Here is a 22,784-nt window from a genome sequence, read left to right as displayed (position 1 = left end):
CTCAATTTGCTACCGTGCCCTGGCCGTCTTCCATGGTGAGGGCGGCGCTGAAGCTGGGTAGGTTCATAGTGGTTCCAAACAGGGCGAAAGTTATCGGCCTGAACGTGACCGTATTCGGCCGGATGCTGACCGTCACCAGGGGCGAGACGTCCGATCCGTTGGGGTCGCCTGCATAGCCAAGCCCCGAATTTGCATAGCTGACCTGAACACCCGCCGCCGTCAACTGAGGCAGAAAGCGCTGCATGCGAGCCACAATAGCGTTGAAAGCCGTTGTGTTCGGACTTGCGGTCCAAGCCGCAGGACAATTGCTACCGGCGCAGGTGCAACTGGTAGAGGTGCAGGTCACGCTACCAAAGGACGACGTCGGAATCGTATCACCCTGCGTCAAAATGTCAGAAACGACAAAGCTGTAATTTTGCAGGCCGGTCGGCACCATGTCCGTCGCAACGGCATAACGCACGCCCATCTGCGTGGCCTTTTCCGCCTCGTTCCATGTCCACATCAGCCGCCCGACATCGATCATGCCCAACAGGAAGATTATGAGCAGCGGCAGAACCAGCGCAAACTCCGCCGCCGATGAGGCGCGCGTGTCGCAAGCGAGGCGGACGAATACGGGCCTCATATACCTTGTACCGTGGCTTCGGATTCCGACACCAATTGCGGCGACGATCTGGTAAAACCCAAGGTATAGAACAGGGATGAATAGGGCACGGTGGCGGACACCTTCACCCTCGGCAGATTAGTCATTCCCTTGTAGATACCGGAATAATTACCTCCAGTAATCGCCGTGCAACTCAAAGTGACGGATACGGTGCTGGCGCTGGTCCAACCCGCCAGCCGCCCCAAGCCTCCACTGGCCACTTGGCCGGTGCGCGTCACATTCTGCGTGTTCGTCACGACGCCGCTATCAACGGTGCTGGGACAGGTAAAAGAGGTGAAGGATTGCCGCGCGGCAAAACGGGCGCCATCCCGCACCGCCTTGGCCACCACATGTTCGCTCAGGAAATAATTGCCGATCTCGAACGATCCAAACATCAGCGCAACCAAAATGGGCGTAACAATCGCCATTTCAGCCGCCGCAGCTGCATCGTTGTTCGAAGAAAGACGAAAAAGGAAAATACGCGCCATTGCCGTCACTCGATCAGATAAGGGACAGAACGCTGGATGACCTGGGGATTGCTTGCTCCATTGGCTCCCGTTCCTGTCTCTCCGATGACTTCTACATATACCTCCTTCTTGTCGGTATATGTGTTCTTGCCCTTCCCCCTATCGATAGACGGTTCGACCAGAAATACATCCAGCCATTTGGGTGGCTTAATTCCGGTTGTCTTGCCATGCAGGTTGATGGCCCGACAATTTATGACCGCCACCGAAATGCGGCGACGATCGATGCCTGCCGCACTGGGCGTAATCCCTGCAATCCCGTTGGCCGGTGAACCGAAGGCCGTCGATTTTCCGGATAAGGTTTGCGGAACGCCGATCCCAACCGCCTTGGAAGCGACAACAACGCTCGGGTGCAACACCTCCCAATTATACACGTCGTAGCGCGTGGCGCTCGCGCCCAGGCCAGTACCGACCGTCCAGGCATTCTGGGAGGTCCAGCCATAGTTGACGCGAAAATAGGCATCGCGATCCCATGTTCCGCTGCCGACGGTGCCACAGGTTTGCGCGCTTTGCTGGACGGCGTGACAAAGATCGCGCGGGTAACCCATCATATCCGGATAGGCCCCGCCGGTCGGCAAGGTGGCGACGCTGTCCGGGCGATAGGGATTGCTGGAAGCCCCGAAGCCGTTACTGTTCTTGCATGTGATTCCATTGTCGGAATCACATGCCAGGTCCTTGCGCGTATTGCTTGAGGGCGAACATGTTCCCCCATATTGGGAGGGGCATGTACTGCCATTGGCGTAGACGTCGAAGCGCGTGTTGAGCGAGTCCAACACCGAAGTACTCATGCCCGTCTTGGTGGTGACGCCATCCGTGCTCTGGCAATCGGCTTCGACCGTGTCGTAACCGAGCGCCGCGGCGAGACCGTTGGCGCCGTTCTTGAAAGCAGATTCGAGCCAGCCGAAATTCCCCGGCGCATCGGCGTTTCCGGTGATCAACTTCAACCCCACACCCCGCGTCGGGTTGAAATCGAGATCCTCATTAGCATTGCCTACGGGTTCATCCGGATTGCAGATCATCACCGGCGGAACCTTGCAAATCGCCGATCCCACGCCTGCAAAGGCCTGCGCCGAAAGCAATCCGGACGACAGCACTCTCACAATCGGCGTCAGCGCAAAATTGGCCGTACGCGAATTGACCGTCACCAGAGCGAAATTGGCGTTCGCGTCGGTGGTGGCTTGCGTAGTCTTCGCCTTGTCCTGATAGAAGATGATCGAACCGGCGTTGTTGCAGCCGGCCGATACCGTTCCACCCACTTTTACCGCTCTGCCGCAACTGTCATTGGCGAAGCGCGTGTCGTTCTGAATAAGGTTATTTATCGCGTCGGTTGCACGTTGCCGGGCATTAGTCTCGCCATCCAACTGCGTCGCCGCCGCTAGCGCAGCCTGATCCGCCGCAGCCTGCAACTCGCTGTCCAACCCCGCCATCCGCGCATAATCAAACGCAATCCCCCCCGCCGCGATCAAACCGAAAAGCGAAAGGGCCACCGTCGGCGCTACCGCACCGCTGGTTGACCTTAGCAGGCTTTTCCGACGGGCAGACATGGATGAAAGCCTCCCCCTACTTACCGGCCGCCCGAGCCACCGCCGGACCCACCACCGGTGCCCTGCGTCGTACTGATCGTCGCGGGCTTCTTCACCTTGTCGGTGCGATAGCGTTCCACCGCCGCCGCGCTGCGCTTGCCCTCGCCCCCTTCGACGAGCGTGCCTTCATAGCGTGGCTCCGGATTGATCACCTGCAGCGCATAGTTATTCCGCACCGCCCCGCCAAAGGTCGGGTCGTTAGCCGTGCATCCCGCCAGCGCCGGAACGGCCAGCATCGCGGTCAGGGACAGTCTGCGCATGGTCTCACTCCCGCTCATAGTTCATATCCGCTCTGGCTCGCCCCCGCCGGGGCCTGAGCCGGAACCGGAGCAGCCGGAGCAGGCACGGCCCGGCGCTTTTCCGGAGGCATCGCGTCAGGGTTAAGCGGATTGATCCCCACCGCCTTGTCCGTCCGCCCCATCAGGAACAGGTCCAGCTCATGCGGATTGCCCACCCGGTCGGTCGGCAGGCTCACATCCTCCGCCCGCATCGGCTTCACCAGCCGCGGCGTCACGATCATGACCAGCTCGGTCTGCTGCTTCTGAAAGCCCGTCGAGCGGAACAGCGATCCAATGATCGGGATCGAACCCAATATCGGCAACTGCCGCACCGTATCCTGAAAGTCGTTGCGCAGCAGCCCGGCAATGGCGAACGACTGCCCATCGCGCAGTTCCACCACCGTCTTCGCCCGCCGCGTCAGCAATCCCGGGACCACCAGCCCGTTGATCGACACCGAAGCCGAAGGATCGATCGAACTCACTTCCGGCTCAACCACCAGGTTGATGATCCCGTCGCTCAACACCGTAGGCGTAAAGCCCAGGCTGACACCGAACGGCTTGAACTCGACGGTAATGCCATTGTTGCCATTGCCGCCCCCGCCGCCGCCATTCTGCACGACCGGGATCGGGAACTCGCCGCCCGCCAGGAACGACGCAGTCTCACCGGAAAGCGCCACCAGCGTCGGTTCCGCCAGCGTCTTGACCAGCCCCTTCCTCTCCAGCGCATCCAGCGCGGAAAACAGGTTCAGGCTGCCGATCTTGTAGGCCCACGTCCCAACACCGAACGCATCGGACAAACCATCCAGCTTGATGGTGGGAACACCGTTATTATTGGTCGGGATGATCGAATCCCCGGCCAGATTGCCGATGCTGCCCGCCGTCCGATTGCCCGTAAAGCTGTGATTCAGCCCGATCTGCTTCGCCGCCTGCCGGTTCACTTCCGAAAAGCGCACTTCCAGCATCACCTGCTGCGAAGCACCCACCGACAGCATGTTGACGACCTTGTCGTCACCGCCCGCATAAGTCCTGGCGATCTGCACCGCCCGGTCCACCGCCGAAGCGCTCGACACCGTGCCCGTCAGCACTACCGCGTCGTTGGAGATGCGCGCGCCGATCTGCTCACCGGGGATCAACTCCGCCAGCTGCCGCTTCAACGTCACGACATCCGGCCCCACCGCCACATCGACCACCGCGATCAACATGTTGCGGCTGTCATAGAGGGTCAGGCTCGTCGTCCCCACCTTCTTGCCCAGCACATAGAGCGATCGGTTGGTCAGCGGCAATATGTCCGCAACCTCCTGATTGCCCACCAGCGCCTTGGAAAAAGCGCGATCAACCGTCAGCACCTGGCTCTTGTTGAGCGGCACGTCCAGCTGCCCTGCATGATCCACATTGCTGGCGGTCAGCGAAGCGATCTGGGCCGGGGCCGGCGACGCCGCCCCTGCGGCCAGCGCCATCCCAAGCGCCAGCGCCGTCATGGACTTACCGCGAACCATAGCGCTTCACCTCATAGCTGGTGCCGGTCGTGCCGCGCACGATTTCGACCGATGCGGTCGCGGGCAGAGCGGAAACATTCTTCGGAACGCTGCGCCGGGGCGCGCGCATCCTGGGCATCGGAGCGGGCGCGAAGCCTGCCTCCGCTATCCGGGCGCGCGGGCCGGAGAAACCGCCGACATAGGCGCCGTCACGCAGATCCTCGATCCCCACGGTCTGCACCGCCGGGTTGGGCTGGTCCGTGACATTGCGCAGCACCAGCGTCAGCTGGCCGACCTGCTGGCCCAGGACCAGCTTCTGCGCATCGACCTGATTGACCTCCAGCGTCGCTGTCTTGCCGACCGCCGGGTCTTTCGAACTGTCATTGGCATTCTGGTCGATGGCGATGATACGGGTGTTCTGCAACAGCACGTCGGTGATCTGCTGGCTGCCGCCCGCGCCGTCCTGCGCCGTGCGCGTGACGAAGACATCGACCGTATCACCCGGCAGCACGAAGCCGCCCGCCGCCGCCACGTCGCTCACGCGAACCGCGACCGCACGCATTTCGGGCCGCAGCACACCGGACATGGTGGCACGGCCCCCTTCTGCGGACAGCTTGGATGTCAGGATCGGCTCACCCGGCTCGATCTGGCGCAGCACAACCCGCTGCTTGCCAAGGGAGGTGAGCTGTACGGGATCGCGAAAAGCGCCCGGCGGCACGGAAGCCGCGGGCCAATCAACCACCCTGATTTTTTCCGGAGTGACCGCCGTGCCAAAAGCCAAAGGCATCGATGCAACGACGACCTTGGTCATGCCCCCTTGCGGAGTGGCCTGCGCCTGCTCGGCCTTGCTCAAATAGCCGTTGGCGATGAATACCGCCGCCAGGCCCAGCAAGATCGCGAAGCCAAGGATTATGAGTGATCTGCGCTGCCCCACGACAACTCCCCCCGGAATTGTGAATAACTAAAGGGAACCAGAGCGGATTACTCCGTCTGGTCCCCCACTAAATATTACTGTGGGCAATCGGTGGTGTAGGTGGTCTTGGTCGCCTTGATGCACTTGGTTGCGGTATTCATAGAGTCACCGATTGCACCACCTAGGCTCCAAGCGGCAACTGCAATTCCCGTACCTACAACTGCTAGAATCAATGCATATTCCGCTGCCGAAGCACCGCTCTGATCATTCCAAAGATTCTTGAAGAAAGTCATGTCTTTTACCCCTATTTGACCGAAAACCAATTTCCGGCTGCTCTCGCACAGTTCTGCGGAGGGGCCTTTGCCACCTGGCGACCCTAGCGGTGTTTCTCCACTCGCCAGGCAGTTGGGCAGTTCCCGTAGAACTTGCCCCCAAATTGGCTCAAAGCTGATGCAAGTCAACACGGTAAAAAAAGACTTTATTTTACAGTATGTTACGGCAATTTTTTGTTAACCATTTTTGGTTTCCATACCCGGCCCTGCAAGTAATACTGCCGAATTTTTCAATATATCTTTGGTTATATATCGCTCGAAATTGACAGAAACACGACCATTTACTGTCGTGCATTTTCGCATTTCGGCTAATATATCTTACAGAACCAACAGTAAAAATGCGAACAACGCAAATCTATACTTTTACTTCTTAACAGTATAAGGGTCTAATTAACGATATATATCCATGGCTCTTGGTGATCCGCCGGACCTCATGCTCGCCGCCAATAGCTCCACCGATCCTTCCGCCCTGTCACCTTTTAAGGGTATTGCCTCACACCGCCGCTCGGCGTCGCCCCTCGCTCCATCGCGAATCAGCAACAACCCACCGCGCCCTACAGCTCGCGAATCACCAGTATTTTTTGGAAAACGACTCAGCCTGGTTTCCCGCCCTGCCGAACCACGCGATCCGTTCGGGATCACCCACAACGCTCTTCAGGCACTCACCCGGTTGCGAAAAGTCACGTTCACCCGCTCCGACAGCAGCAGATAGGGAAGCCATAGCGCCGCGCTGATCAGCACCTTCTTGATATTGCCGCTCAGCAAATCGACCAGCGCCAGCTCGACGGCATGGGGCACACCGCCGATGCGCGCCACCAACTGTGCAATGCCCAATTGCGCCATCAGGTCCGCTCCCCACACCATCACCAAAAAGCGGGGGAATAGCGGCACCATGCGCAACGCCATGGCAAAGGCGAACATGTATAGACAGGACAGCAACACCACGTCCGCCAACATCACCGCATACAGGCTGACGAACCATGTCGGCGCATAGCTGCCCAGCGCAGGCACAGAGCTCAGAAATTCCAGCGTCCGCACCGGCACGTTGAGCGCGATACCCAGCAACAGCGACGCCATCACGCCATACAGCCCGAACTGCGACATCTCGCGCGCCTTCAGGCAATCGATCTTACGCCACCGGCCGACCTTCGCCAGCCGAAAGCTCGGCTGCGCATGCACGCGCCCGGCCGGAAACAGCTTCAGGCCCAGCAGCAGCGTGGCCACCGGCGCGCCTACAACCAGCAGATAGGGCAACAGTCCGGCTTCGCTCGTCCACGGAACGCTGGCATAGGGCGTAGCGGGAAAGGCCAATCGCACCCCACAGGCAAATGCCGCAATCACGACCCAGGCGGCAATGATGCGCTCCAGGTTCAGCTGCAACGACAGCACCAGCGCCACGCTCTTGCGGTAAAGATGATCCTGAACCAATCGCACCATGGAAACCCGGACCTCCGCCCCGCAAACTAGAATGGCCGACTATCAATCATTCTGGTTAACCCCCGGTAAAACGCCCACCACCCCAAATGGTTCTGCTCTTTAATCCTCCCCATGCCCGCATGGGGAGGGGGACCGGCGAAGCCGGTGGAGGGGAAAACGCGCAACACCACCCCAACGCCCCGCCGTCACCCCAGTTCACTCTACCGAACCCCACCCCCCTCACTTCCGCGGCACGGTAATCTGAATCATCGTCCGCCCGCCCAGATTGTGCAAATACACCTCGCCCCCCAATCCCTGTATCCGCCGCATCAACGATCGCGACTGCACCGCGCCGGTCGATCCCAGCCTCGCCAGATTGGGCACCCCATCATCCGTCACATGCAAGGCGATCCGATTGCCCGCCGGTTGCAGGGAAAACTCCATCACCCGCGCCCCGGCATGGCGCACCGCATTGGCGACGATCTCGCGCACGGCAAAGCTCAGTTCCCGGCCGATCATCGCGCTGGTGGCGCAATTGCCCTCCTCCACGCGCAGGTCGCACTCAATGCCCCATTGCTGCGCCAGTGACCGGACGACCATCGACAGTGTTTCGGGCAGATAGGCAAAATCATCCTCGTCCCGAACCGGATTGATGATCCACCTTATGGTGCCGATCTGATCCTTCGCGATCTGATCGATAGTGCGCAGCACGGGAATAGCGTCCTCTACCGTCCCATTCAGCACCGGCGCGGCCTGATAACGAATGCTGGCCAGCGCCTGCAACACGCTGTCATGCAATTCCCGCTGCAACCGCTCACGCTCCCGCGCGCCTGCGATGACATGGGCCAGGTCCAGGCTGTTGCGGACCATCAGTTCCTCGCACGCGCTTTCGAACACCCGCTGCGCGATCGCCGCCACCTCCTCATGCGTCGGATCGTCCAGTTGAACCGCGCCCACCGCCTCAAACGTGCCCAGCGAAACGTGCAGCGTCATCACCGTTTCCGCATCCAGCAAAGCCCCCCAGGCCCCGCCTCCCCGCGTCAGGGCCTCGATCTGGCTGACGCCGTCCTGCGAAAGGCTGATCGACGCGCCACGGCGGCGGTCATGCCATCCCGTCTCCACCGCCAGCAATGCGTCGCTGCCCTCCGGCACGCTCTCGTCCGAGCGGCTTGATGCAGAACGATAGGGTTCCGTGCTGGCGGTACGGAACAGCAGCGCGCCATTTTCACCGCCCGTCGCGATCTTCAGCGCCTGCAACAGGAAAGCGCCAGCGCTGCCCTTTACCAGTTGCAGGCTTCCTTCCGTCAGCTTCCTTGCCCGCTCCTGCTGCAACAGCTTTTCGCGGCGCGGGCCGAGCAACATGCCCGTCACCGTGATCACCACCGCAAGGTAGAGGACGCGCAACGCAACCCGTTCGGCGTCCGGTTCGGATGGAACCGCGACCACGTCATTCACCCACATGATCAGCATCGCGGTGACCGCTGCAAACGCTCCCACAAACAGGTGGAAGCGCCGCCGAACGATCAGCGCGATCTCGACCACGACGAACAGGCTGCCGGGAAAATAGGGGCTGGTCGATGCGTTAGTCACGACCAGCAGCGCCAGGAACAGCAGAGCATCCAGGCACACTACCGGCTTGCGGATACGCAATTCCGTGACCCACGACCGGCCGGACAGGATCAACGCACTCACGGCCAGCATCAGCATGGCGGCGATGATGCCGTTCTCCGCGACCTCGGCCCAGGACCGGGGCGTCGCGAAGGCGAAACTTACAAAGCCATAGACGCTGGCGAGCACAAGCCGCGTGACGTCCAGCATGCGCCATGGCCGAAGCGCGGACGGTGCGAACGAACGCCACCTGCCCAAGGTCCGCAGCAGTTCGGCATGTCCTCTGATCATGCTCTCACAACTCCGCCCGCCTATCCTATATGGCTGGATATATGTCTTCGGATAAGTATCTGTTGATTTCACTTAATAATGATGAAGTGAATCTAAATGATATATCCGGGCAAGAGCAATCATAGATTGCAACGGACGTAGTAAATTAGCGGAAACACTCGGCGACGATGAACGAAAGCTCATCTTCCTCACGACCCCTTCTTCCGAACCCGCGCCATGATTGTCAGCGTCTGACCGGACCATCGCAGGACCGCCTTCATTACGCAAGGGCAACCGGAAAAATCCGGGGCAAAGTCAATCACATGCCCAAAATCCTATCGTTCCGAACTCGAAACGATAATTTCAAAAACGCATTCTTCTCGCCATCTCATCCATGAAAATAATCAAAAATCTGCTGCGCCACAGCTTTCGAAACGCCCGGCGCTTTCAGCAAATCTTCCAGCGCCGCGCTTTTCACCGCCTTCGCCGTTCCAAAATGCATCAGCAACGCCCTCTTCCGCGACGGACCAATTCCCGGCACCTCATCCAGCGAACTGGTCGAAATCGCCTTGCTCCGTTTCTGCCGGTGCGCCCCGATCGCAAAACGATGCGCCTCATCCCGCAATCGCTGCAGGTAAAACAGGACGGGATGATTGATCGGGAAATTAATCTCCCGCCCATCCGGCATATGGAACACTTCCCGTCCATCACGCCCATGATGCGGCCCCTTCGCGATACCGATCATGCAGATATCCTCGATCCCCAGATCCTCCAGAATCGCCCGCGCCGACGACAATTGTCCCTTGCCACCGTCGATCAGCACCAGATCAGGCCATTCCCCGCTATCGCGATCAGGATCTTCCCGCGCCGCCCGGCCGAAACGCCGTTCAAACATCTCCCGCATCATCGCGAAGTCGTCGTTCGATGTTTCGGGGTTCTTCATGTTGAACTTGCGATAGGCATTCTTGCGGAAACCTTCCGGCCCCGCGACCACCATCGCGCCCAGCGCATGACTCCCCTGGATATGGCTGTTGTCATAAATCTCGATCCGGTCAGGCACGCCATCCAGCCCGAATGTCTCGACCATCTCTTCCAGAATCTTAGCCTGCGTCGTCGTCTCCGCCAGCCGCCGGTCGAGCGCCTCCACCGCATTGCGCTGCGCCTGCTTGATCAGCCGCGTCCGATCGCCGCGCTGGGGAACCTCGATCCGCACCTTGGACCCGATGCGCTCTGTCAGAGCCTGCGCCATCAGTTCACATTCCATCGGCGCGCGATCGGACAGAATCAATTTAGGCGGCGGCACTTCCTCATAGAATTGCGCCATAAAACTCGCCAGCACCTCATCCTCTGCCACTTCAGCCGTGTGGACAGGGAAGAAGCTGCGATGTCCCCAATTCTGACCGCCCCGAATGAAGAAGGCCTGGATGCACATCGAACCACCTTTCGTCGCCAGCGCGAAGATGTCCGCATCACCCAGCCCTTCGGCGTTGATCGCCTGGCTACCCTGAATGAAGGTCAGCGCCTTTAGCCGGTCGCGCAGAACCGCAGCCTGCTCGAAATCCATTGCCTCCGAAGCAAGCTGCATCGCCTCGCCCAGCTTCTTCTGCACAGCGGTCGATTTGCCGCCCAGGAAATCCTGCGCATCCTTCACCAGCTCTGCATAACCCGCCTCATCGATCCGCTGGACACAGGGCGCCGAACAACGCTTGATCTGAAACAGAAGGCAGGGCCGCGACCGATTTGCAAAGAAGCTGTCCGTGCAACTTCGCAGCAGGAACAGCTTTTGCAGCGCATTGATAGTCCGCGTCACTGAACCTGCGCTAGCGAAGGGACCATAATAGCGCCCCTTATACTTGCGTGCGCCACGATGTTTCTGAACCCGAGGAAAATGGTGATCTTCCCGCAGCAGGATGAAGGGGAAGCTTTTATCATCCCGCAGCAGCACATTGTAAGGCGGCCTGAACCGCTTGATCAGTTGCGCTTCCAGCAGCAGCGCCTCGGCCTCGCTGTTGGTCGTCACGATCGTCATCGACCGCGTTTGCGCCACCATGCGCTGCAATCGTTTCGGCAGGCGATCCACCTGCGTATAATTCGCCACTCTATTGCGCAGTGCCCGTGCCTTGCCAACATAGAGAACGTCACCGCGAGCATCCTGCATCCGGTAAACACCGGGCCGCGTCGGCAGAGTCTTCAGCGTGGTACGGATCGCGTCAACGCCCGCCTCGATATCCGGCGTGCCAGCTCCTCGTACCGTGAAGCTGGCCTTGTCCTCATGAAAACGGTCGGGAGATTGGGGATGCGACATGGGTGCAGAGATAGCGGTGACGCAGACAAGCGCAATGGCTGGGCGCCGCTTGCTGAACCTTGGAGCCTAAATCAGCGCGAACCACCTTGACCATCTTCGGCCTTGTTCACGCGTGGTTTGGCGCCCGCGACATCCGGCCACTTTCCAACACCGGAGCGCGGATGGCCCGAAATAATCGCGGAGACTTGATCCTCGGTAACCCGGAAACGCTCGACATCCGCACGGACACAGAATCGTTTCCGAAATGGGGACCGTCGCTCTGCACGATATTCAAACTGCTCGTAACCGGACGCAGAGGAGCGACGCCAAATTCCGCATGATCATCGACCACAGCAGGCTTGCTGATCGATCTTCTCTGGTTGGCACATCGCGCGAAATATTATTTGGGCACAGACAAGGCCGATCCACATGCAGACATAAAAAAGGGTCGGTGCGACAAACCGCATCGACCCTTTTCAAGACGAAATCGTCAGCTTCAGATGCTGGGACCAAGCCCCTTGATTGCGCTATCAACCAACTGCCGATCCGCGCCCGCGTCATGGTTCTGGGCGATCAGAGTCGCAGCCGCGCTGGTGGCAGCGTTGACGGCCTTTGTACGGATGCCCGCAATGGCAGCGCGTTCCGCTGCACCGATCTTGTCCTCGGCCATCTTTTGGCGACGGGCGACCAGCGCCACCGCATTGGACTTGGCATCTTCGAGCAACGTTGCCGCTTCGCTCTCGGCCGATTTGCGCATCGCCTCCGCTTCACCGGCTGCATTGGCCAGCTTTGCTTCATATTCAGCCTTCAGAGCGTCAGCCTCGGCGCGCAGCTTGGCAGCTTCCGCCAACTGTTCCTTGATCTGGGCGATCCGGCCGTCGAGCACATTGCCGATCAGCGCGGGGACCTTCTTGATCAGGAGGATAAGGATGAAGACCGCCATGGCCAGGCTGACCCAAGCGGTCGCGTCCATGCCGACGGCCTTCGGGTCAGTGTGCGGCGCCACGCCTTCATGCGCGACGGTGCCTACCGGCTCCATACCTTCGGAATGAATGGCGTCGTCAAGATGCGGAGGCGTACCTTCGCTATGCTGTGCTGCTGCCTCAGCCATGGGCCAGTGCCGCCTTTACTGCGTTGCGGGCCGCTTCGTCCGACGCATTCACGCCGGAAATACGAGCGACCATGTCGCGCGCCGCTTCGGCGGCGACGGTTTCAATTTCTGCCATCGCTGCCTGGCTGGCCGCCTGGATGCGGGCTTCGGCTGCGCCGATCCGCGTGGCGATTTCAGCGTCGGCGGCAGCAAGCTGCACTTCGGAAGCCTTCGCAGCTTCCGCTTTCGCCCGGGCCAGCGTTGCCTGGGCCGCAGCCCTGCTTTCCGCATCGCGGGTGCGATAATCAGCCTCTGCCTCATCGGCGCGGGCGAAGGCAGCCTTGGCTGCGTCCAGATCACCTGTGATCTTCGCGTCGCGCGCGTCGGCCGTCGCCTGAACCTTAGGGACCATACCCTGGCCGATGACGAAGAAGACAAAGCCGAATGTCAGCAGCATCCAGAAAATCTGCGATGCATAGGTTTCGGCAATTTGCGCGATTTGAGGCATTATAGGTCCGTCCGATCAGGGCGCCGTCAATTCATGCGTGCGGACGGGACGGCGACAGCCGCCCTGCCCGCACGCCAAGCGGTTGTCAGGCCACGAACACCAGGATCATGGCGATAACGAACGCCAGCAGACCCAAAAGTTCGGCTGCGGCGAAACCGATGAACAGGCGGCCCTGCTGGCCGTCAGCGGCACCCGGATTGCGCAGCGCGCCTTCCAGGAACGATGCGAACACGTTGCCCACACCGAGCGAGGCGAGGCCCGCACCAATAGCGGCCAGGCCAGCACCGAGCAGCTTTGCGGCTTCTGCGTCCATGTCGTAAACTCCCTTTTCTAAACTCGAACAAATGGTTGGAAAAATAGTGGAAACTTAGTGGAGGTTCTCGGCATCGTTCAGATAGACCGAAGTCAGCAGCGCGAACACATAGGCCTGGATCACCGCCACCAGCACTTCCAGAGCGCTGATACCGATCATCAGAACGAAGCTGGCGGAACCGACCGTCAGGCCATATCCGGCACCCGCGTTGGAGCTGTTGATGACGAACCCCGCCAGCACCTTGAGCAGAACGTGCCCGGCGGTCATGGCAACGAACAGTCGCAGACCAAGGCTGAACGGCCGCACCATGAACGACACCAGCTCGATCGGGAAGATCACCGGGATCATAGGCAGCGGCGTACCATGGGGCACGAACAGCGAGAAGAAGTGCAGGCCATGCTTCCAGAAGCCAACGATCAGCACGATCGAGAAGCTCAGGATCGCGAGAACACCGGTAGCCGTGAAGTGGCTGGTAAAGGTGAACGGATGCAGGCCAATCAAACCAAGCGGCAACAGGCCAAGCAGGTTCGCCAGCAGGATGAACATGAACAGCGAGAAGACATAAGGAATATATTTCTTGCCGCCCTCGCCCACATTGGCGATCAGCAGGCTTTTGATGAAGCCGGTCATATATTCGACCGCCATCTGCCAGCGGCCGGGCACCAGTTCGCGCTTCATGCCGCCGATCACGAAGATCCACAGCACCACAGCAGCAGCCACCATGTAGAGCGCGCTGTTGGTGAAGGCGATGTTGAAGCCGCCAAGCGACAAGTGATCCGTACCGAACAACGGTTCGATCGCAAACTGGTGCATCGGATCGATTTTGCCGGATTGTGCCACGATGACCCCTGTAACGTCTGCTATTCGGACTAAGATAAAAGCGTCCCTATTCGCCGGGACGCTTCGTCGTCGTCAATCTGATGATGTTCCTGAAGGCAACCACGATCCCAAGACCGAGGAAACCGAGCAGGAGCCATGGGGATGTCCGCAGAAAGTAGTCCAAAGTCCCACCAACCACGGCACCACCGGCAAGACCGCCGATCAGTTCTGCGAGAACCCTGTTGCCCAGGCGCGATCCATCATCGCCCTGTTGCTTCGTGGTCCCCTGTCTGACCTTTTCGGCTCGTTCGGCCTTCGCGATCCGTTCCTCAAGGGAAGTGATGCGCTCGTCCTCATCTGCCGGGTCTTGCCCGGGCACATCCTGCGTCATGGCCGTTCCTTTCCGTTCAGGCAGATAAGCCAACGTCAGGCGGCATGGCGCGTGCGGTTGCACCCGTCAAGGCGCGGCCCGTTTAGAAAGGGCTTTCGGGATAGTCAACCGTAGTTGGTCAGGAGAATTGCGCTTCCACTCGCCGCAGCGGCGAAACGCCCCGCAGTCGGGCAATTACCCCGCGGTCGCGCAATAGGTCGGCAGGGCGATCGGCCCGGCACCCTTGGTTTGCCAGGGACCCGCGCCCACGCGATAAACCTGACCCTGCTTCACGCGGTTGCTCAATGTCTGGCAACCCGTGGCTGCCGCCATATCCTGAACCGTGACGCCTCGCTTGCTGGCAAGGTCGGTATAGGCCGCGCGCCGCTTGATGTTGATCGATTCGACTTCCGATCGCACCGCCGCGCTTACCGATCCAGCGATGCCCAGATAGCCGTCCGCCTGTTCGCCCACGGCGCCCTCCGCCATTGCAGCGGCAACCGCGCCCGACTGCGCGCGAGCAGGCGCGCTCGCAACAAGGCCCGTGGCCAGCGCGACGGCGGCACCTGCGACGATCATCAAAAGCTTGCGTGTCATTGCGGGAACAACTCCGGGTTATTCTGGATAAGATCCTGTGCATCACGCTGAAGGCGTACGACGACCTCCTGCTGCACCTTTACATTCAGGTTGATTTCGATCGGCTTGTCCGGTGCCTTCACCTGGATGCAGCCCGTCAGGGCCAAACCGGCGAAACCCGCCGCAAAGATAGCTTGTGTCTTCATTTCTGTTCCCTGTTTCTCACAGTGTCGCTTTCCGCAGGGTTAACTGCAATCCCTTTGCGAATCTTCTCCTGCATCTGATCCCCTATGCTGTTCTGTATAAGCATAGTGGGGTCGATGAAGGATTTTGCGGTGCCCAGCAGGCCTCGAAATGGCGCCGCGATGCGGACATTGAAGATGAAAGGCAATCCGGTGAGGTTGCGCGCCATGCCCGCCGGAACATCGCCCAGCTTCCCCCGGTTGACGCCGTTGAACACGACATTGGTCACCATCTCTCCATCAAGCGCTCCGTCCATCAGGATGGTGAGGCATTTATATTGCAGATTCTTGAGCGCATCGAAGGCCAGCTTGCCCATCACGCCCAATTGCTCGTTCGAAACCGGCCCAACATAAGACAGCGTCCCCGACTGGCGGTTGGGATCGCAAGGCACCGTGGGGAGCACCCCTTCGGGCATGATGAGGGGCGGCATGCCCTGCTGCCTTGCGGTCAGCACGCCCCCCGCGACGCGGCCGCCCTGAGCATTGAATATCAGCGGCATGATCCCGTCGAACGTACCTGTGGCCGATATATTCTCAAGCTCCATCGTCTGGATGAAGGCACCCGCATCAATGCCGATAACGCGGAACGTCAGATAGCGGTCCACATCGGCACTGAAGTCCATGGTCGTCGGCAACAGAACCAGTTGCCCGCCAGAAAAGGGCCAGCCGCCGCCCTCGATGCGGACCTTCTGCCCAGGTTCCAGCCTGTAGCGGACAAGGCCATCGCGGACTTCAACACCGGGATTGACCATCCTGATCCGCATTTCCTGCCCCGGCGCACTCACCAGCCCCAGCAGATCGGTAAAGTGCAATTCGCCGGACATTCCCTCTACCGGGCCGAACGCCGCCGCCAACTTGGCATTATTATCGGTGCGGAACACGCCATCGCTGGTCACATCCGTGCCGTTCCACCGGATATGCCCCTCGCCCGTTACCGTCGCATTGACGTTGGCGACTACCCCCAGCGCCAGCCGGGTCACGTCCTCGGGCTGCAAATTGGGACCGAACATCAACCCCGGCACAGTCAAGTCGGCCTTGCCCCGGCCCGAGCCCAGATCATGCGAAATATCCGCACGCGCGACCAAGGCATCGTTGCGCGGCGCCCGCAGCGTTCCTGTCGCCAGAATTCGGCCCTCCCGCAAGCTGAGGGCGAAGTCTGGCACCTTCAACGGCTCAAACCGTCCCGGCGTCTGGGCATCGCGCACCATCACCGACGCGGCGAGCTTTAACGCTCCTCGCGCGAAACTCCATTCGCCCGCGCCATCCTCGACGATCAGTGGAACGGAACCGATTCGCGCGTTGGTTCCTGCCAGCTTTCCCGTCAAACCCTGTTCCGTAGCCCTGCCGGTCAGCGTTTGCGCGACCAGCCGCACCGGAGATGCTTCAGGCCCGATCGCCAGTTCCGCCCGAGATAGCGAAAAGCCCTCCTGACCGATGGCGACCCTTGCCCGCTCCGCCGACAGCCGCATCGGGCTTTGGCCGCTACGTCCTCGCAGGTCGAGATTGCGGATCTCGGCCCCCGCGCTCACCCCGCCCGGCCCCGTCGCCACCAGAGCACCGCCGCCGATTGGGCACAGCGTCTGCCGGGTTCGCCCGACCGAAAAGCTGCCGTAACGCGCCTCCTCCAACGCCAACGGCACGCAGCGCCGGTTGATAGCGATCGACCCATCAGCATTCAGCTGTCCCACGACCGGCAGCACGAGGCCGCGCAGCCGTCCGCCGGGCAGCGGGCCGTCCAGCCTTGCCACTGTTGAAAAGAGCGTATCTCCCCCAGGTCCGGCGGTGAAACGTACCGGCTCGAGCGCCAGCCTGGCATCACGAGCCGCATATGGGTCGATAAAAAGCTGTCCACCCAGTCCGCCACCCGGCCGCCGTGCCAGCCGCAGTGCAGCCTTCGGCAATCCACCGCCATCCGTCGTGAGCGCGCCATCCAGCGCCCAGTCGATGGCCGCTCCCGCCTTGCCCGGCCAGGCAATCGTCACCCTGCCATCGCCGGGAATCGTCACGCGCGCGCCGCTGCTTGATTCGAATCCACTGTTCGTCAGCACGACGCTTCCACCCTGGCCGCTTTGCGCGAAGGCAAGGCTGGTTCGCAGCACATTATCCTCCCCCGCACGGCGCACCGCATCGGCCAGCCGTTCAGCCAGCGGCGCCAGAGGCGTGCCCGCCGCAGACCGCTTCAACCCCGCGAGAGGATCACGTCCGGGAAGACTCAGTTGATGCGCCGACAAACGCCCGCTGGCCTGTGACTTACCTTTTGCGACGCTCCAAGCGCCGACAATCTCCGACTGACCTGCCTTGAGCCCCGCCATGCCCAGTGCCGCCGCGCCGATCCGCGCACGGCCAGCCGTCGCCGACGCATTGCCATCAAAGTCGATCCGTCCGACGGGTTTCGCCAGCACCATGCCAGAGGACTTCAGCGCCTCGGCTCCCAGCACGACATGGCCGTTCCACCGATCCAGCGCCTTGCCGATCCAGACATCCATGTCCGCCCTCGGCTTGGCCGCGCCAGTCGCGCTGCTCCTGCATCCAAGAGCCGTCGCCTGTGCCGGTCCAACCAGATGCGGCCGCTCATTCCTTATGGCGACATCCAGCAAGGCGGTCATACCGGCCATGCTGCACCCCGCGAACGCCGCCCGTGGCATGGCAGCGGCAAGGCGGCCGTCGAAGCCGGACCTCAGATTGCCCTTGCCGTCGATCTGCATGCCGACCACTCCGGCATCGGTATCAAGCCGCATGCGCGCATCGCGCAGCGCAAGGACGATGTCCGGCAGACTGAACGGCGCCTTAGACGCAGGATCGCGGAACTTGTCCAATTCCCCCAGCCGAAGCACCCCATCACGATAAGAACCGCGCAGCCGCACGCCCCCGGCCCTCACGGCCGACACGTGCGGGGACAGGCCAGTAAATGCCAGATCCACTTCCACCCACCGGGCAGTCAGATCGGGATTCGCTGGATCGCCAAGGACGATATTCTCGATACGCTGAGTGCGAAGGCCAATGTCCTTCAGGTCATAGCTCGCCTGGACGCCGCGCCGGTTCATCTCCCGCCCAATGAAATTTTCCGCGATCGGCGCTCTCTGGGTCCACAACGCAACAAGGATCAGCGCCAGGGACCCCGTCCCTACGCCCAGCCAGCGTAACCAGCCGCGGCGAATTCCCTCTTCGCCGTCCTCAACTTCCATGCTTATGGCCAACCCCGGCTTTCACACTTGATCCGTAACGCCTGCATAACGTCTGACGCTCCCTAAATATCCTTGCCCGATATTTGCGCAACGCATAGGTCCATTTCTCTGAACGGGGGATTATAAAGCATTGGCGGACAGGGAAGTTGTGGTCAGCCATGACGGCGTGGGACATCGCGCCCGGCTTCGGCAGAAGTTGGCGGAAAGCGGCGGTGATGCGCTGCACGACCATGAGCTTATCGAATATCTGCTGGCCCTTGCCATTCCCCGCCGCGACACCAAGCCGCTGGCCAAGGCGTTGCTACGTGAATTTGGCGGCATCGGTGGCTTGATGACCGCCGATTGGCAGGCGATCGCGCGCGTCCCCGGCATGGGCGACACCAGCATTGCCGCTGTCAAGATCGTGCATGCCACCCTGCTGCGCATGCTCCGCAACGAGGTGTCACAGCGTCCGGTCCTTGCAAGCTGGCAAGCCCTGCTCGATTATTTGCGGGCCGACATGGCCTATCTCCCGGTGGAGCGCGTCCGCGTGCTTCACCTCAACAGCCGCAACATGCTGGTCCGCGACGAGCATATGGGCGACGGCTCGATCGACCAGGCCGCCATCTACACACGTGAAGTCATACGCCGCGCCATCGATCTTGGCTCATCAGCGCTGATCCTGGTGCACAACCACCCCAGCGGCTCTCCCGAACCCAGCCGACAGGATATCGAGATTACCCGCCAGATCGCCGAAGCAGGCAAGCGCCTCAACATCGCGGTGCATGATCATATCATCATCGGATCGCAGGGACACAGCAGCCTGCGCGCGATGGGGCTATTGTAGGACCGTCCTTCTTACCACCGGCAGGAAGGATGTTCCACGGACGTCCTAACCCTCGAATCCCACCGAAAGAAATTCAGGCACAGGTCCGTTCCAGCCCTCATCCGGACCTTCGTCCCGAACATCGGCGCGACGCGACTTTGAACCATCACCTTGCTGGCGGGCAGGACGAGGCTCTTCCCGCCGTTCGTCCTCCTTGCGCTTGGCGGGCTTGCGCTCCACCTTCCGCTCGCTATCCCGGCGCGGCTCGTCGGCCAAATCTACCTTTGCAGAGGCACCGGCAGGAGCTGCGATCATCTCGATCTTCTGCCCGATCAGCTTCTGAATATTATCGATCGCCTCGGCATCTTCCGGGGTCACAAAAGTATAGGCGACACCCGATGCCCCCGCACGCCCGGTACGGCCAATGCGATGAACATAATCGTCCGGATGCCAGGGCGCATCGAAATTGAAGACGTGGCTGACACCCTTGATATCAAGCCCGCGCGCCGCGACGTCGGACGCTACCAGGATATTCACCGACCCCGCCCGGAACCGCTCCAGTTCGGCAATTCGCGACGACTGATCGATGTCTCCATGAATCTCGCCCGACTTGAAACCGTAGCGCTGCAGGCTCTTGTTCAGTTCACGAACGGTGGTCTTGCGATTGCAGAAGATCACCGCGCTCAGCACTTCCTCATGCTCCAGCATCGCGCGCAGGGCTTCGCGCTTCTTACGCGAATCAACCTTCACCAGCCTCTGGGTGATGTTGGTGGAGGCAGTGGCGGGCCGCGCCACTTCAATCGACTTGGGATTGCTCAGGAACCGATCCGCCAGCTTCTTGATCGGCGCGGGCATGGTCGCTGAAAACAGCAGTGTCTGCCGCTGCGAGGGCAATTTGGTGCAGATTTCCTCAATGTCCGGGATGAACCCCATGTCCAGCATGCGGTCAGCTTCATCGATGACCAGCATCGAACAGCCGTTCAGCAATATCTTGCCGCGCTGGAACAGGTCCATCAGTCTGCCCGGCGTGGCGATCAGCACATCGACGCCCTTTTCCAGGGCTTTGAGCTGATCGCCCATCTGCACGCCGCCGATCAGCAGCGCCATGTTGAGCTTGTGATATTTCCCGTACTTCTCGAAATTCTCGGCAACCTGCGCCGCGAGTTCGCGCGTCGGCTCCAGAATGAGCGAACGGGGCATCAACGCACGAGCCCGGCCATGGGCCAGAATATCGATCATCGGCAAAACGAAGCTGGCGGTCTTGCCCGTCCCCGTCTGCGCGATGCCGATAATGTCCTTCATCATCAGCACGGGGGGGATCGCCTGCGCCTGAATCGGCGTCGGCGTATCGTATCCAGCCTCGTTAACGGCCTTCAACAGTTCATCGGAAAGGCCGAGATCGGCAAAAGTCATTCAATTGTCCGGGACAGAGGCTCTCCGCAACGCACTCATGCATCACGGAAATCGCGCGCGCCTTGCGGAAATATTGGCATCTTGTCAAGAAAATCGCGCATCGCAGCGCGCTTCAACAGGGATCAATCGTCCCCGTCCGCCTCTTCCAATCGCCGGAAACTGTCGATCACGCAACTAAGCCCACTACGCGCCTGCAATTCATCGCGCCCGGAACAAAGCGACCCATCCTCATCCGGCTCGACATAAAATCCCGAGTAGAAGCCTGTCGAACTGCACCCCCGCTCCAGCCGAGCCCTATAGCGGTGATTATCTGCCAGCAGCAGATCGACGCCATTATCCACAATGACGCTGGCTGACCGGATCGACCGCAAGGCGATGCAGCGTGGCCCCTTCTTTTCCTTCCACGCACGCCCCGCCTGTGGAGCGATGGGCGCGGGCGCTCGTCCCTTTTTCGCCATTGGCACGCGAATGATGATCCGTTGCTCGATCGACATCTGCGCCAATTGTACGGGCTCACTCACGGGCGCGACAAGGAGCAACAGGACGGAATGAAGCAAATCGAACCCCTTTTGGGGCGGCACGCTATGGGCCGGTGGTTGAACCGTCGATGAATTCCGGGGCATAGCATTGCAGTATGATAGGGCAAGACATCATCGACAGGTTCATAGCCTTGCTGGGGCCAAAGGGCGTCGTGACCGACGCGGACGACATCGCTCCCTGGCTTACCGATTGGCGGGGACGTTTTCACGGTGCCGCTGCCGCCATTCTCCAGCCTTCCAATACGGACGAAGTTGCCGCGACCGTCACACTCGCAGCAGATCTTCACGTGCCCCTGGTTCCTCAGGGCGGCAATAGCTCGATGGTCGGCGGCGCGACTCCTCCGGATGACGGGTCGGCGTTTATCCTGTCTCTGCGCCGGATGAACCGCATCCGCTCCCTTTCTCCCGACGACAATCTCGCAATATGCGAAGCAGGCGTCATCCTCGAAACCCTCCACGATGCCGCGGAGCAAGCCGGGCGCCGCTTCCCGCTCAGCCTCGGCGCGAAGGGATCGGCGACGATCGGCGGCCTCATATCGACCAACGCAGGCGGCACTCAGGTGCTGCGCCATGGGACGATGCGCGCACTTGTCGAGGGGCTGGAGGCAGTCCTCCCCGACGGAACTATCCTGCATGGCCTCGACGCGCTCAAGAAAGACAATCGCGGCTATGACCTCAAACAGTTGCTGATCGGCGCGGAAGGAACGCTCGGCATCATCACCGCCGCCTCGCTCCGCCTCGTCCCTGCGATCGCGATCCGCGCAGTCGGCTGGGTCGGCGTCCGCTCGCCCGCCGATGCGCTTGCCCTGCTCCGCCTGGCCGAAAGGCAATTGGGCGACAGCGTCGAGGGGTTCGAGATTATCGCCGACGATGGCCTCGGCCATGTCCTGTCCCACATTCCTGGCACTCGCTGCCCAATCGAGACGCGCACGCCCTGGCATGTGCTGATCGAAATCGATGATGCCGACCTGTCCGGCCCATCTCCGGCCGAGCGTCTTGAAGGAGCGCTGACGCAAGCGCTCGAACAAGGACTCGCTGTTGATGCCACGATCGCCGCCAATGATGCTCAGGCAGCGGCGTTCTGGCGCCTGCGCGAATCACTGTCCGAAGCGGAACGCGCGCAGGGACCGGCGCTGCAATTTGACATCAGCGTGCCCGTAGCCCGCATGCCCTCCTTCATGATCGACATGGCCGCGGCGGCCGAACGCACCTTCGCGGGAACCACCGCCTCCTCCTTCGGTCATCTTGGCGATGGCAATGTCCACTTCCATGTCCGCGCGCCCAAGGGAACGATGGACGGCCCCGCCTGGATCGCGGCAGAAGGGAAGTCGATCAACGCCTTCGTCCATGATGCCGTCGTCGCGGCGGGCGGCTCGATTTCGGCGGAACATGGCATCGGCCAGATGAAACGGGCCGAACTCGGCCGCCTTGCCAGTCCTGCCCGGCTACATGCCCTGCGCGCGATCAAGGCTGCGTTTGACCCCCTTGGCCTCATGAATCCGGACAAGCTGATCCCTCGTCCCGAAGAGGGCTAGAGGGCGCTGGGCTGGCTCGACAAAGCAATTGCCTCCCACCCACAAGGTCTTTATCGCCCACACCCA

The 22,784-nt window shown here is 60.9% G+C and carries 22 protein-coding genes; 2 read left to right on the top strand and 20 right to left on the bottom strand.

The features are described 5' to 3' along the window. Position 1: 1 nt before the first annotated feature. The 18 genes from ACZ5YV_RS03005 to ACZ5YV_RS02920 form a co-directional block, all read right to left on the bottom strand. Positions 2-622 (bottom strand): TadE/TadG family type IV pilus assembly protein, encoded by a 621-nt coding sequence (locus tag ACZ5YV_RS03005; protein WP_464788519.1) that lies wholly within the window; start codon positions 620-622, stop codon positions 2-4. Continuing rightward, a complete protein-coding gene (locus ACZ5YV_RS03000; protein WP_464788518.1) occupies positions 619-1,128 on the bottom strand; it encodes a TadE family protein in 510 nt (169 codons plus the stop codon). Before ACZ5YV_RS03000 ends, ACZ5YV_RS03005 begins: the two co-directional genes overlap by 4 nt. A gap of 5 nt (positions 1,129-1,133) precedes the next feature. Beyond that, positions 1,134-2,708 (bottom strand): pilus assembly protein TadG-related protein, encoded by a 1,575-nt coding sequence (locus tag ACZ5YV_RS02995; RefSeq protein ID WP_464788517.1) that lies wholly within the window; start codon positions 2,706-2,708, stop codon positions 1,134-1,136. Positions 2,709-2,728: 20 nt separating this feature from the next. Then, on the bottom strand, positions 2,729-3,007 hold the full coding sequence (locus ACZ5YV_RS02990; RefSeq protein WP_464788516.1) for a hypothetical protein: 279 nt from the start codon (positions 3,005-3,007) through the stop codon (positions 2,729-2,731). Between the two features lie 14 nt (positions 3,008-3,021). Further along, entirely contained in the window at positions 3,022-4,521 is a 1,500-nt protein-coding gene (locus ACZ5YV_RS02985; protein WP_464788515.1) for a type II and III secretion system protein family protein, read from the bottom strand. Beyond that, positions 4,508-5,434, bottom strand: a complete 927-nt coding sequence (gene cpaB, locus ACZ5YV_RS02980; RefSeq protein ID WP_460989562.1) for a Flp pilus assembly protein CpaB — start codon at positions 5,432-5,434, stop codon at positions 4,508-4,510. Before cpaB ends, ACZ5YV_RS02985 begins: the two co-directional genes overlap by 14 nt. A gap of 74 nt (positions 5,435-5,508) precedes the next feature. After that, complete coding sequence (locus tag ACZ5YV_RS02975) at positions 5,509-5,706, bottom strand: Flp family type IVb pilin (RefSeq protein ID WP_464788514.1); 198 nt, start codon at positions 5,704-5,706, stop codon at positions 5,509-5,511. Between the two features lie 693 nt (positions 5,707-6,399). Then, positions 6,400-7,182 carry a DUF2569 domain-containing protein gene (locus ACZ5YV_RS02970; RefSeq protein ID WP_464788513.1) on the bottom strand — a complete coding sequence of 261 codons (783 nt, stop codon included), beginning with the start codon at positions 7,180-7,182 and terminating at the stop codon, positions 6,400-6,402. Between the two features lie 219 nt (positions 7,183-7,401). Next, positions 7,402-9,060, bottom strand: coding sequence for a sensor histidine kinase (locus ACZ5YV_RS02965; RefSeq protein WP_464788512.1), 1,659 nt, complete (start codon positions 9,058-9,060; stop codon positions 7,402-7,404). Between the two features lie 367 nt (positions 9,061-9,427). Next, positions 9,428-11,344 (bottom strand): excinuclease ABC subunit UvrC, encoded by a 1,917-nt coding sequence (gene uvrC / locus ACZ5YV_RS02960; protein ID WP_464788511.1) that lies wholly within the window; start codon positions 11,342-11,344, stop codon positions 9,428-9,430. 475 nt (positions 11,345-11,819) lie between these two features. Then, positions 11,820-12,434 carry a F0F1 ATP synthase subunit B family protein gene (locus ACZ5YV_RS02955; protein WP_464788510.1) on the bottom strand — a complete coding sequence of 205 codons (615 nt, stop codon included), beginning with the start codon at positions 12,432-12,434 and terminating at the stop codon, positions 11,820-11,822. Further along, a complete protein-coding gene (locus tag ACZ5YV_RS02950; protein ID WP_460986071.1) occupies positions 12,427-12,921 on the bottom strand; it encodes a F0F1 ATP synthase subunit B family protein in 495 nt (164 codons plus the stop codon). The genes ACZ5YV_RS02955 and ACZ5YV_RS02950 overlap by 8 nt, the downstream gene beginning before the upstream one ends. Positions 12,922-13,006: 85 nt before the next feature. Next, complete coding sequence (locus tag ACZ5YV_RS02945; RefSeq protein WP_021240110.1) at positions 13,007-13,234, bottom strand: F0F1 ATP synthase subunit C; 228 nt, start codon at positions 13,232-13,234, stop codon at positions 13,007-13,009. A gap of 54 nt (positions 13,235-13,288) precedes the next feature. After that, positions 13,289-14,074, bottom strand: a complete 786-nt coding sequence (locus ACZ5YV_RS02940; protein WP_464788509.1) for a F0F1 ATP synthase subunit A — start codon at positions 14,072-14,074, stop codon at positions 13,289-13,291. A gap of 46 nt (positions 14,075-14,120) precedes the next feature. Beyond that, positions 14,121-14,444: an AtpZ/AtpI family protein gene (locus ACZ5YV_RS02935; RefSeq protein ID WP_464788508.1), complete on the bottom strand. Its 324-nt coding sequence runs from the start codon at positions 14,442-14,444 to the stop codon at positions 14,121-14,123. A gap of 174 nt (positions 14,445-14,618) precedes the next feature. After that, the gene (locus tag ACZ5YV_RS02930) at positions 14,619-15,020 is read right to left on the bottom strand and encodes a DUF1318 domain-containing protein (RefSeq protein WP_464788507.1); all 402 of its coding nucleotides are present in this window, start codon (positions 15,018-15,020) and stop codon (positions 14,619-14,621) included. Beyond that, positions 15,017-15,205, bottom strand: a complete 189-nt coding sequence (locus ACZ5YV_RS02925) for a YnbE family lipoprotein (RefSeq protein WP_196225806.1) — start codon at positions 15,203-15,205, stop codon at positions 15,017-15,019. The genes ACZ5YV_RS02930 and ACZ5YV_RS02925 overlap by 4 nt, the downstream gene beginning before the upstream one ends. Beyond that, entirely contained in the window at positions 15,202-18,426 is a 3,225-nt protein-coding gene (locus ACZ5YV_RS02920) for an intermembrane phospholipid transport protein YdbH family protein (protein ID WP_464788506.1), read from the bottom strand. The genes ACZ5YV_RS02925 and ACZ5YV_RS02920 overlap by 4 nt, the downstream gene beginning before the upstream one ends. A 130-nt stretch (positions 18,427-18,556) precedes the next feature. On the opposite strand from ACZ5YV_RS02920, the gene radC reads away from it, so the two are divergent. After that, positions 18,557-19,252 carry a RadC family protein gene (gene radC / locus ACZ5YV_RS02915; protein WP_464788505.1) on the top strand — a complete coding sequence of 232 codons (696 nt, stop codon included), beginning with the start codon at positions 18,557-18,559 and terminating at the stop codon, positions 19,250-19,252. 45 nt (positions 19,253-19,297) lie between these two features. Here radC and ACZ5YV_RS02910 read toward each other — a convergent pair whose 3' ends face one another. Together ACZ5YV_RS02910 and ACZ5YV_RS02905 are read right to left on the bottom strand one after the other, a co-directional pair. Further along, a complete protein-coding gene (locus tag ACZ5YV_RS02910; protein ID WP_464788504.1) occupies positions 19,298-20,644 on the bottom strand; it encodes a DEAD/DEAH box helicase in 1,347 nt (448 codons plus the stop codon). A 122-nt stretch (positions 20,645-20,766) separates the two neighbouring features. Then, entirely contained in the window at positions 20,767-21,201 is a 435-nt protein-coding gene (locus ACZ5YV_RS02905) for a hypothetical protein (protein ID WP_464788503.1), read from the bottom strand. Between the two features lie 77 nt (positions 21,202-21,278). Here ACZ5YV_RS02905 and ACZ5YV_RS02900 point away from each other — a divergent pair, with 77 nt between their 5' ends. Beyond that, positions 21,279-22,718, top strand: a complete 1,440-nt coding sequence (locus tag ACZ5YV_RS02900; protein ID WP_464788502.1) for an FAD-binding oxidoreductase — start codon at positions 21,279-21,281, stop codon at positions 22,716-22,718. Positions 22,719-22,784 lie beyond the last annotated feature (66 nt).

The sequence above is a fragment of the Sphingobium sp. TomTYG46 genome, assembly GCF_055396345.1.
This window is presented reverse-complemented; position numbering and strand designations above follow the sequence as displayed.

Excerpts from the sequence above, each read along its gene's own strand:
- ACZ5YV_RS02945 (WP_021240110.1), bottom strand. The coding sequence starts at position 13,234 with ATGGACGCAGAAGCCGCAAAGCTGCTCGGTGCTGGCCTGGCCGCTATT.
- ACZ5YV_RS02965 (WP_464788512.1), bottom strand. The coding sequence starts at position 9,060 with ATGATCAGAGGACATGCCGAACTGCTGCGGACCTTGGGCAGGTGGCGT.
- ACZ5YV_RS02970 (WP_464788513.1), bottom strand. The coding sequence starts at position 7,182 with ATGGTGCGATTGGTTCAGGATCATCTTTACCGCAAGAGCGTGGCGCTG.
- ACZ5YV_RS02900 (WP_464788502.1), top strand. The coding sequence starts at position 21,279 with ATGATAGGGCAAGACATCATCGACAGGTTCATAGCCTTGCTGGGGCCA.
- ACZ5YV_RS02955 (WP_464788510.1), bottom strand. The coding sequence starts at position 12,434 with ATGGCTGAGGCAGCAGCACAGCATAGCGAAGGTACGCCTCCGCATCTT.
- ACZ5YV_RS03005 (WP_464788519.1), bottom strand. The coding sequence starts at position 622 with ATGAGGCCCGTATTCGTCCGCCTCGCTTGCGACACGCGCGCCTCATCG.
- ACZ5YV_RS02950 (WP_460986071.1), bottom strand. The coding sequence starts at position 12,921 with ATGCCTCAAATCGCGCAAATTGCCGAAACCTATGCATCGCAGATTTTC.
- ACZ5YV_RS02990 (WP_464788516.1), bottom strand. The coding sequence starts at position 3,007 with ATGCGCAGACTGTCCCTGACCGCGATGCTGGCCGTTCCGGCGCTGGCG.
- ACZ5YV_RS03000 (WP_464788518.1), bottom strand. The coding sequence starts at position 1,128 with ATGGCGCGTATTTTCCTTTTTCGTCTTTCTTCGAACAACGATGCAGCT.
- ACZ5YV_RS02920 (WP_464788506.1), bottom strand. The coding sequence starts at position 18,426 with ATGGAAGTTGAGGACGGCGAAGAGGGAATTCGCCGCGGCTGGTTACGC.
- ACZ5YV_RS02925 (WP_196225806.1), bottom strand. The coding sequence starts at position 15,205 with ATGAAGACACAAGCTATCTTTGCGGCGGGTTTCGCCGGTTTGGCCCTG.
- ACZ5YV_RS02975 (WP_464788514.1), bottom strand. The coding sequence starts at position 5,706 with ATGACTTTCTTCAAGAATCTTTGGAATGATCAGAGCGGTGCTTCGGCA.
- ACZ5YV_RS02985 (WP_464788515.1), bottom strand. The coding sequence starts at position 4,521 with ATGGTTCGCGGTAAGTCCATGACGGCGCTGGCGCTTGGGATGGCGCTG.
- uvrC (WP_464788511.1), bottom strand. The coding sequence starts at position 11,344 with ATGTCGCATCCCCAATCTCCCGACCGTTTTCATGAGGACAAGGCCAGC.
- ACZ5YV_RS02930 (WP_464788507.1), bottom strand. The coding sequence starts at position 15,020 with ATGACACGCAAGCTTTTGATGATCGTCGCAGGTGCCGCCGTCGCGCTG.
- ACZ5YV_RS02995 (WP_464788517.1), bottom strand. The coding sequence starts at position 2,708 with ATGTCTGCCCGTCGGAAAAGCCTGCTAAGGTCAACCAGCGGTGCGGTA.
- ACZ5YV_RS02910 (WP_464788504.1), bottom strand. The coding sequence starts at position 20,644 with ATGACTTTTGCCGATCTCGGCCTTTCCGATGAACTGTTGAAGGCCGTT.
- ACZ5YV_RS02935 (WP_464788508.1), bottom strand. The coding sequence starts at position 14,444 with ATGACGCAGGATGTGCCCGGGCAAGACCCGGCAGATGAGGACGAGCGC.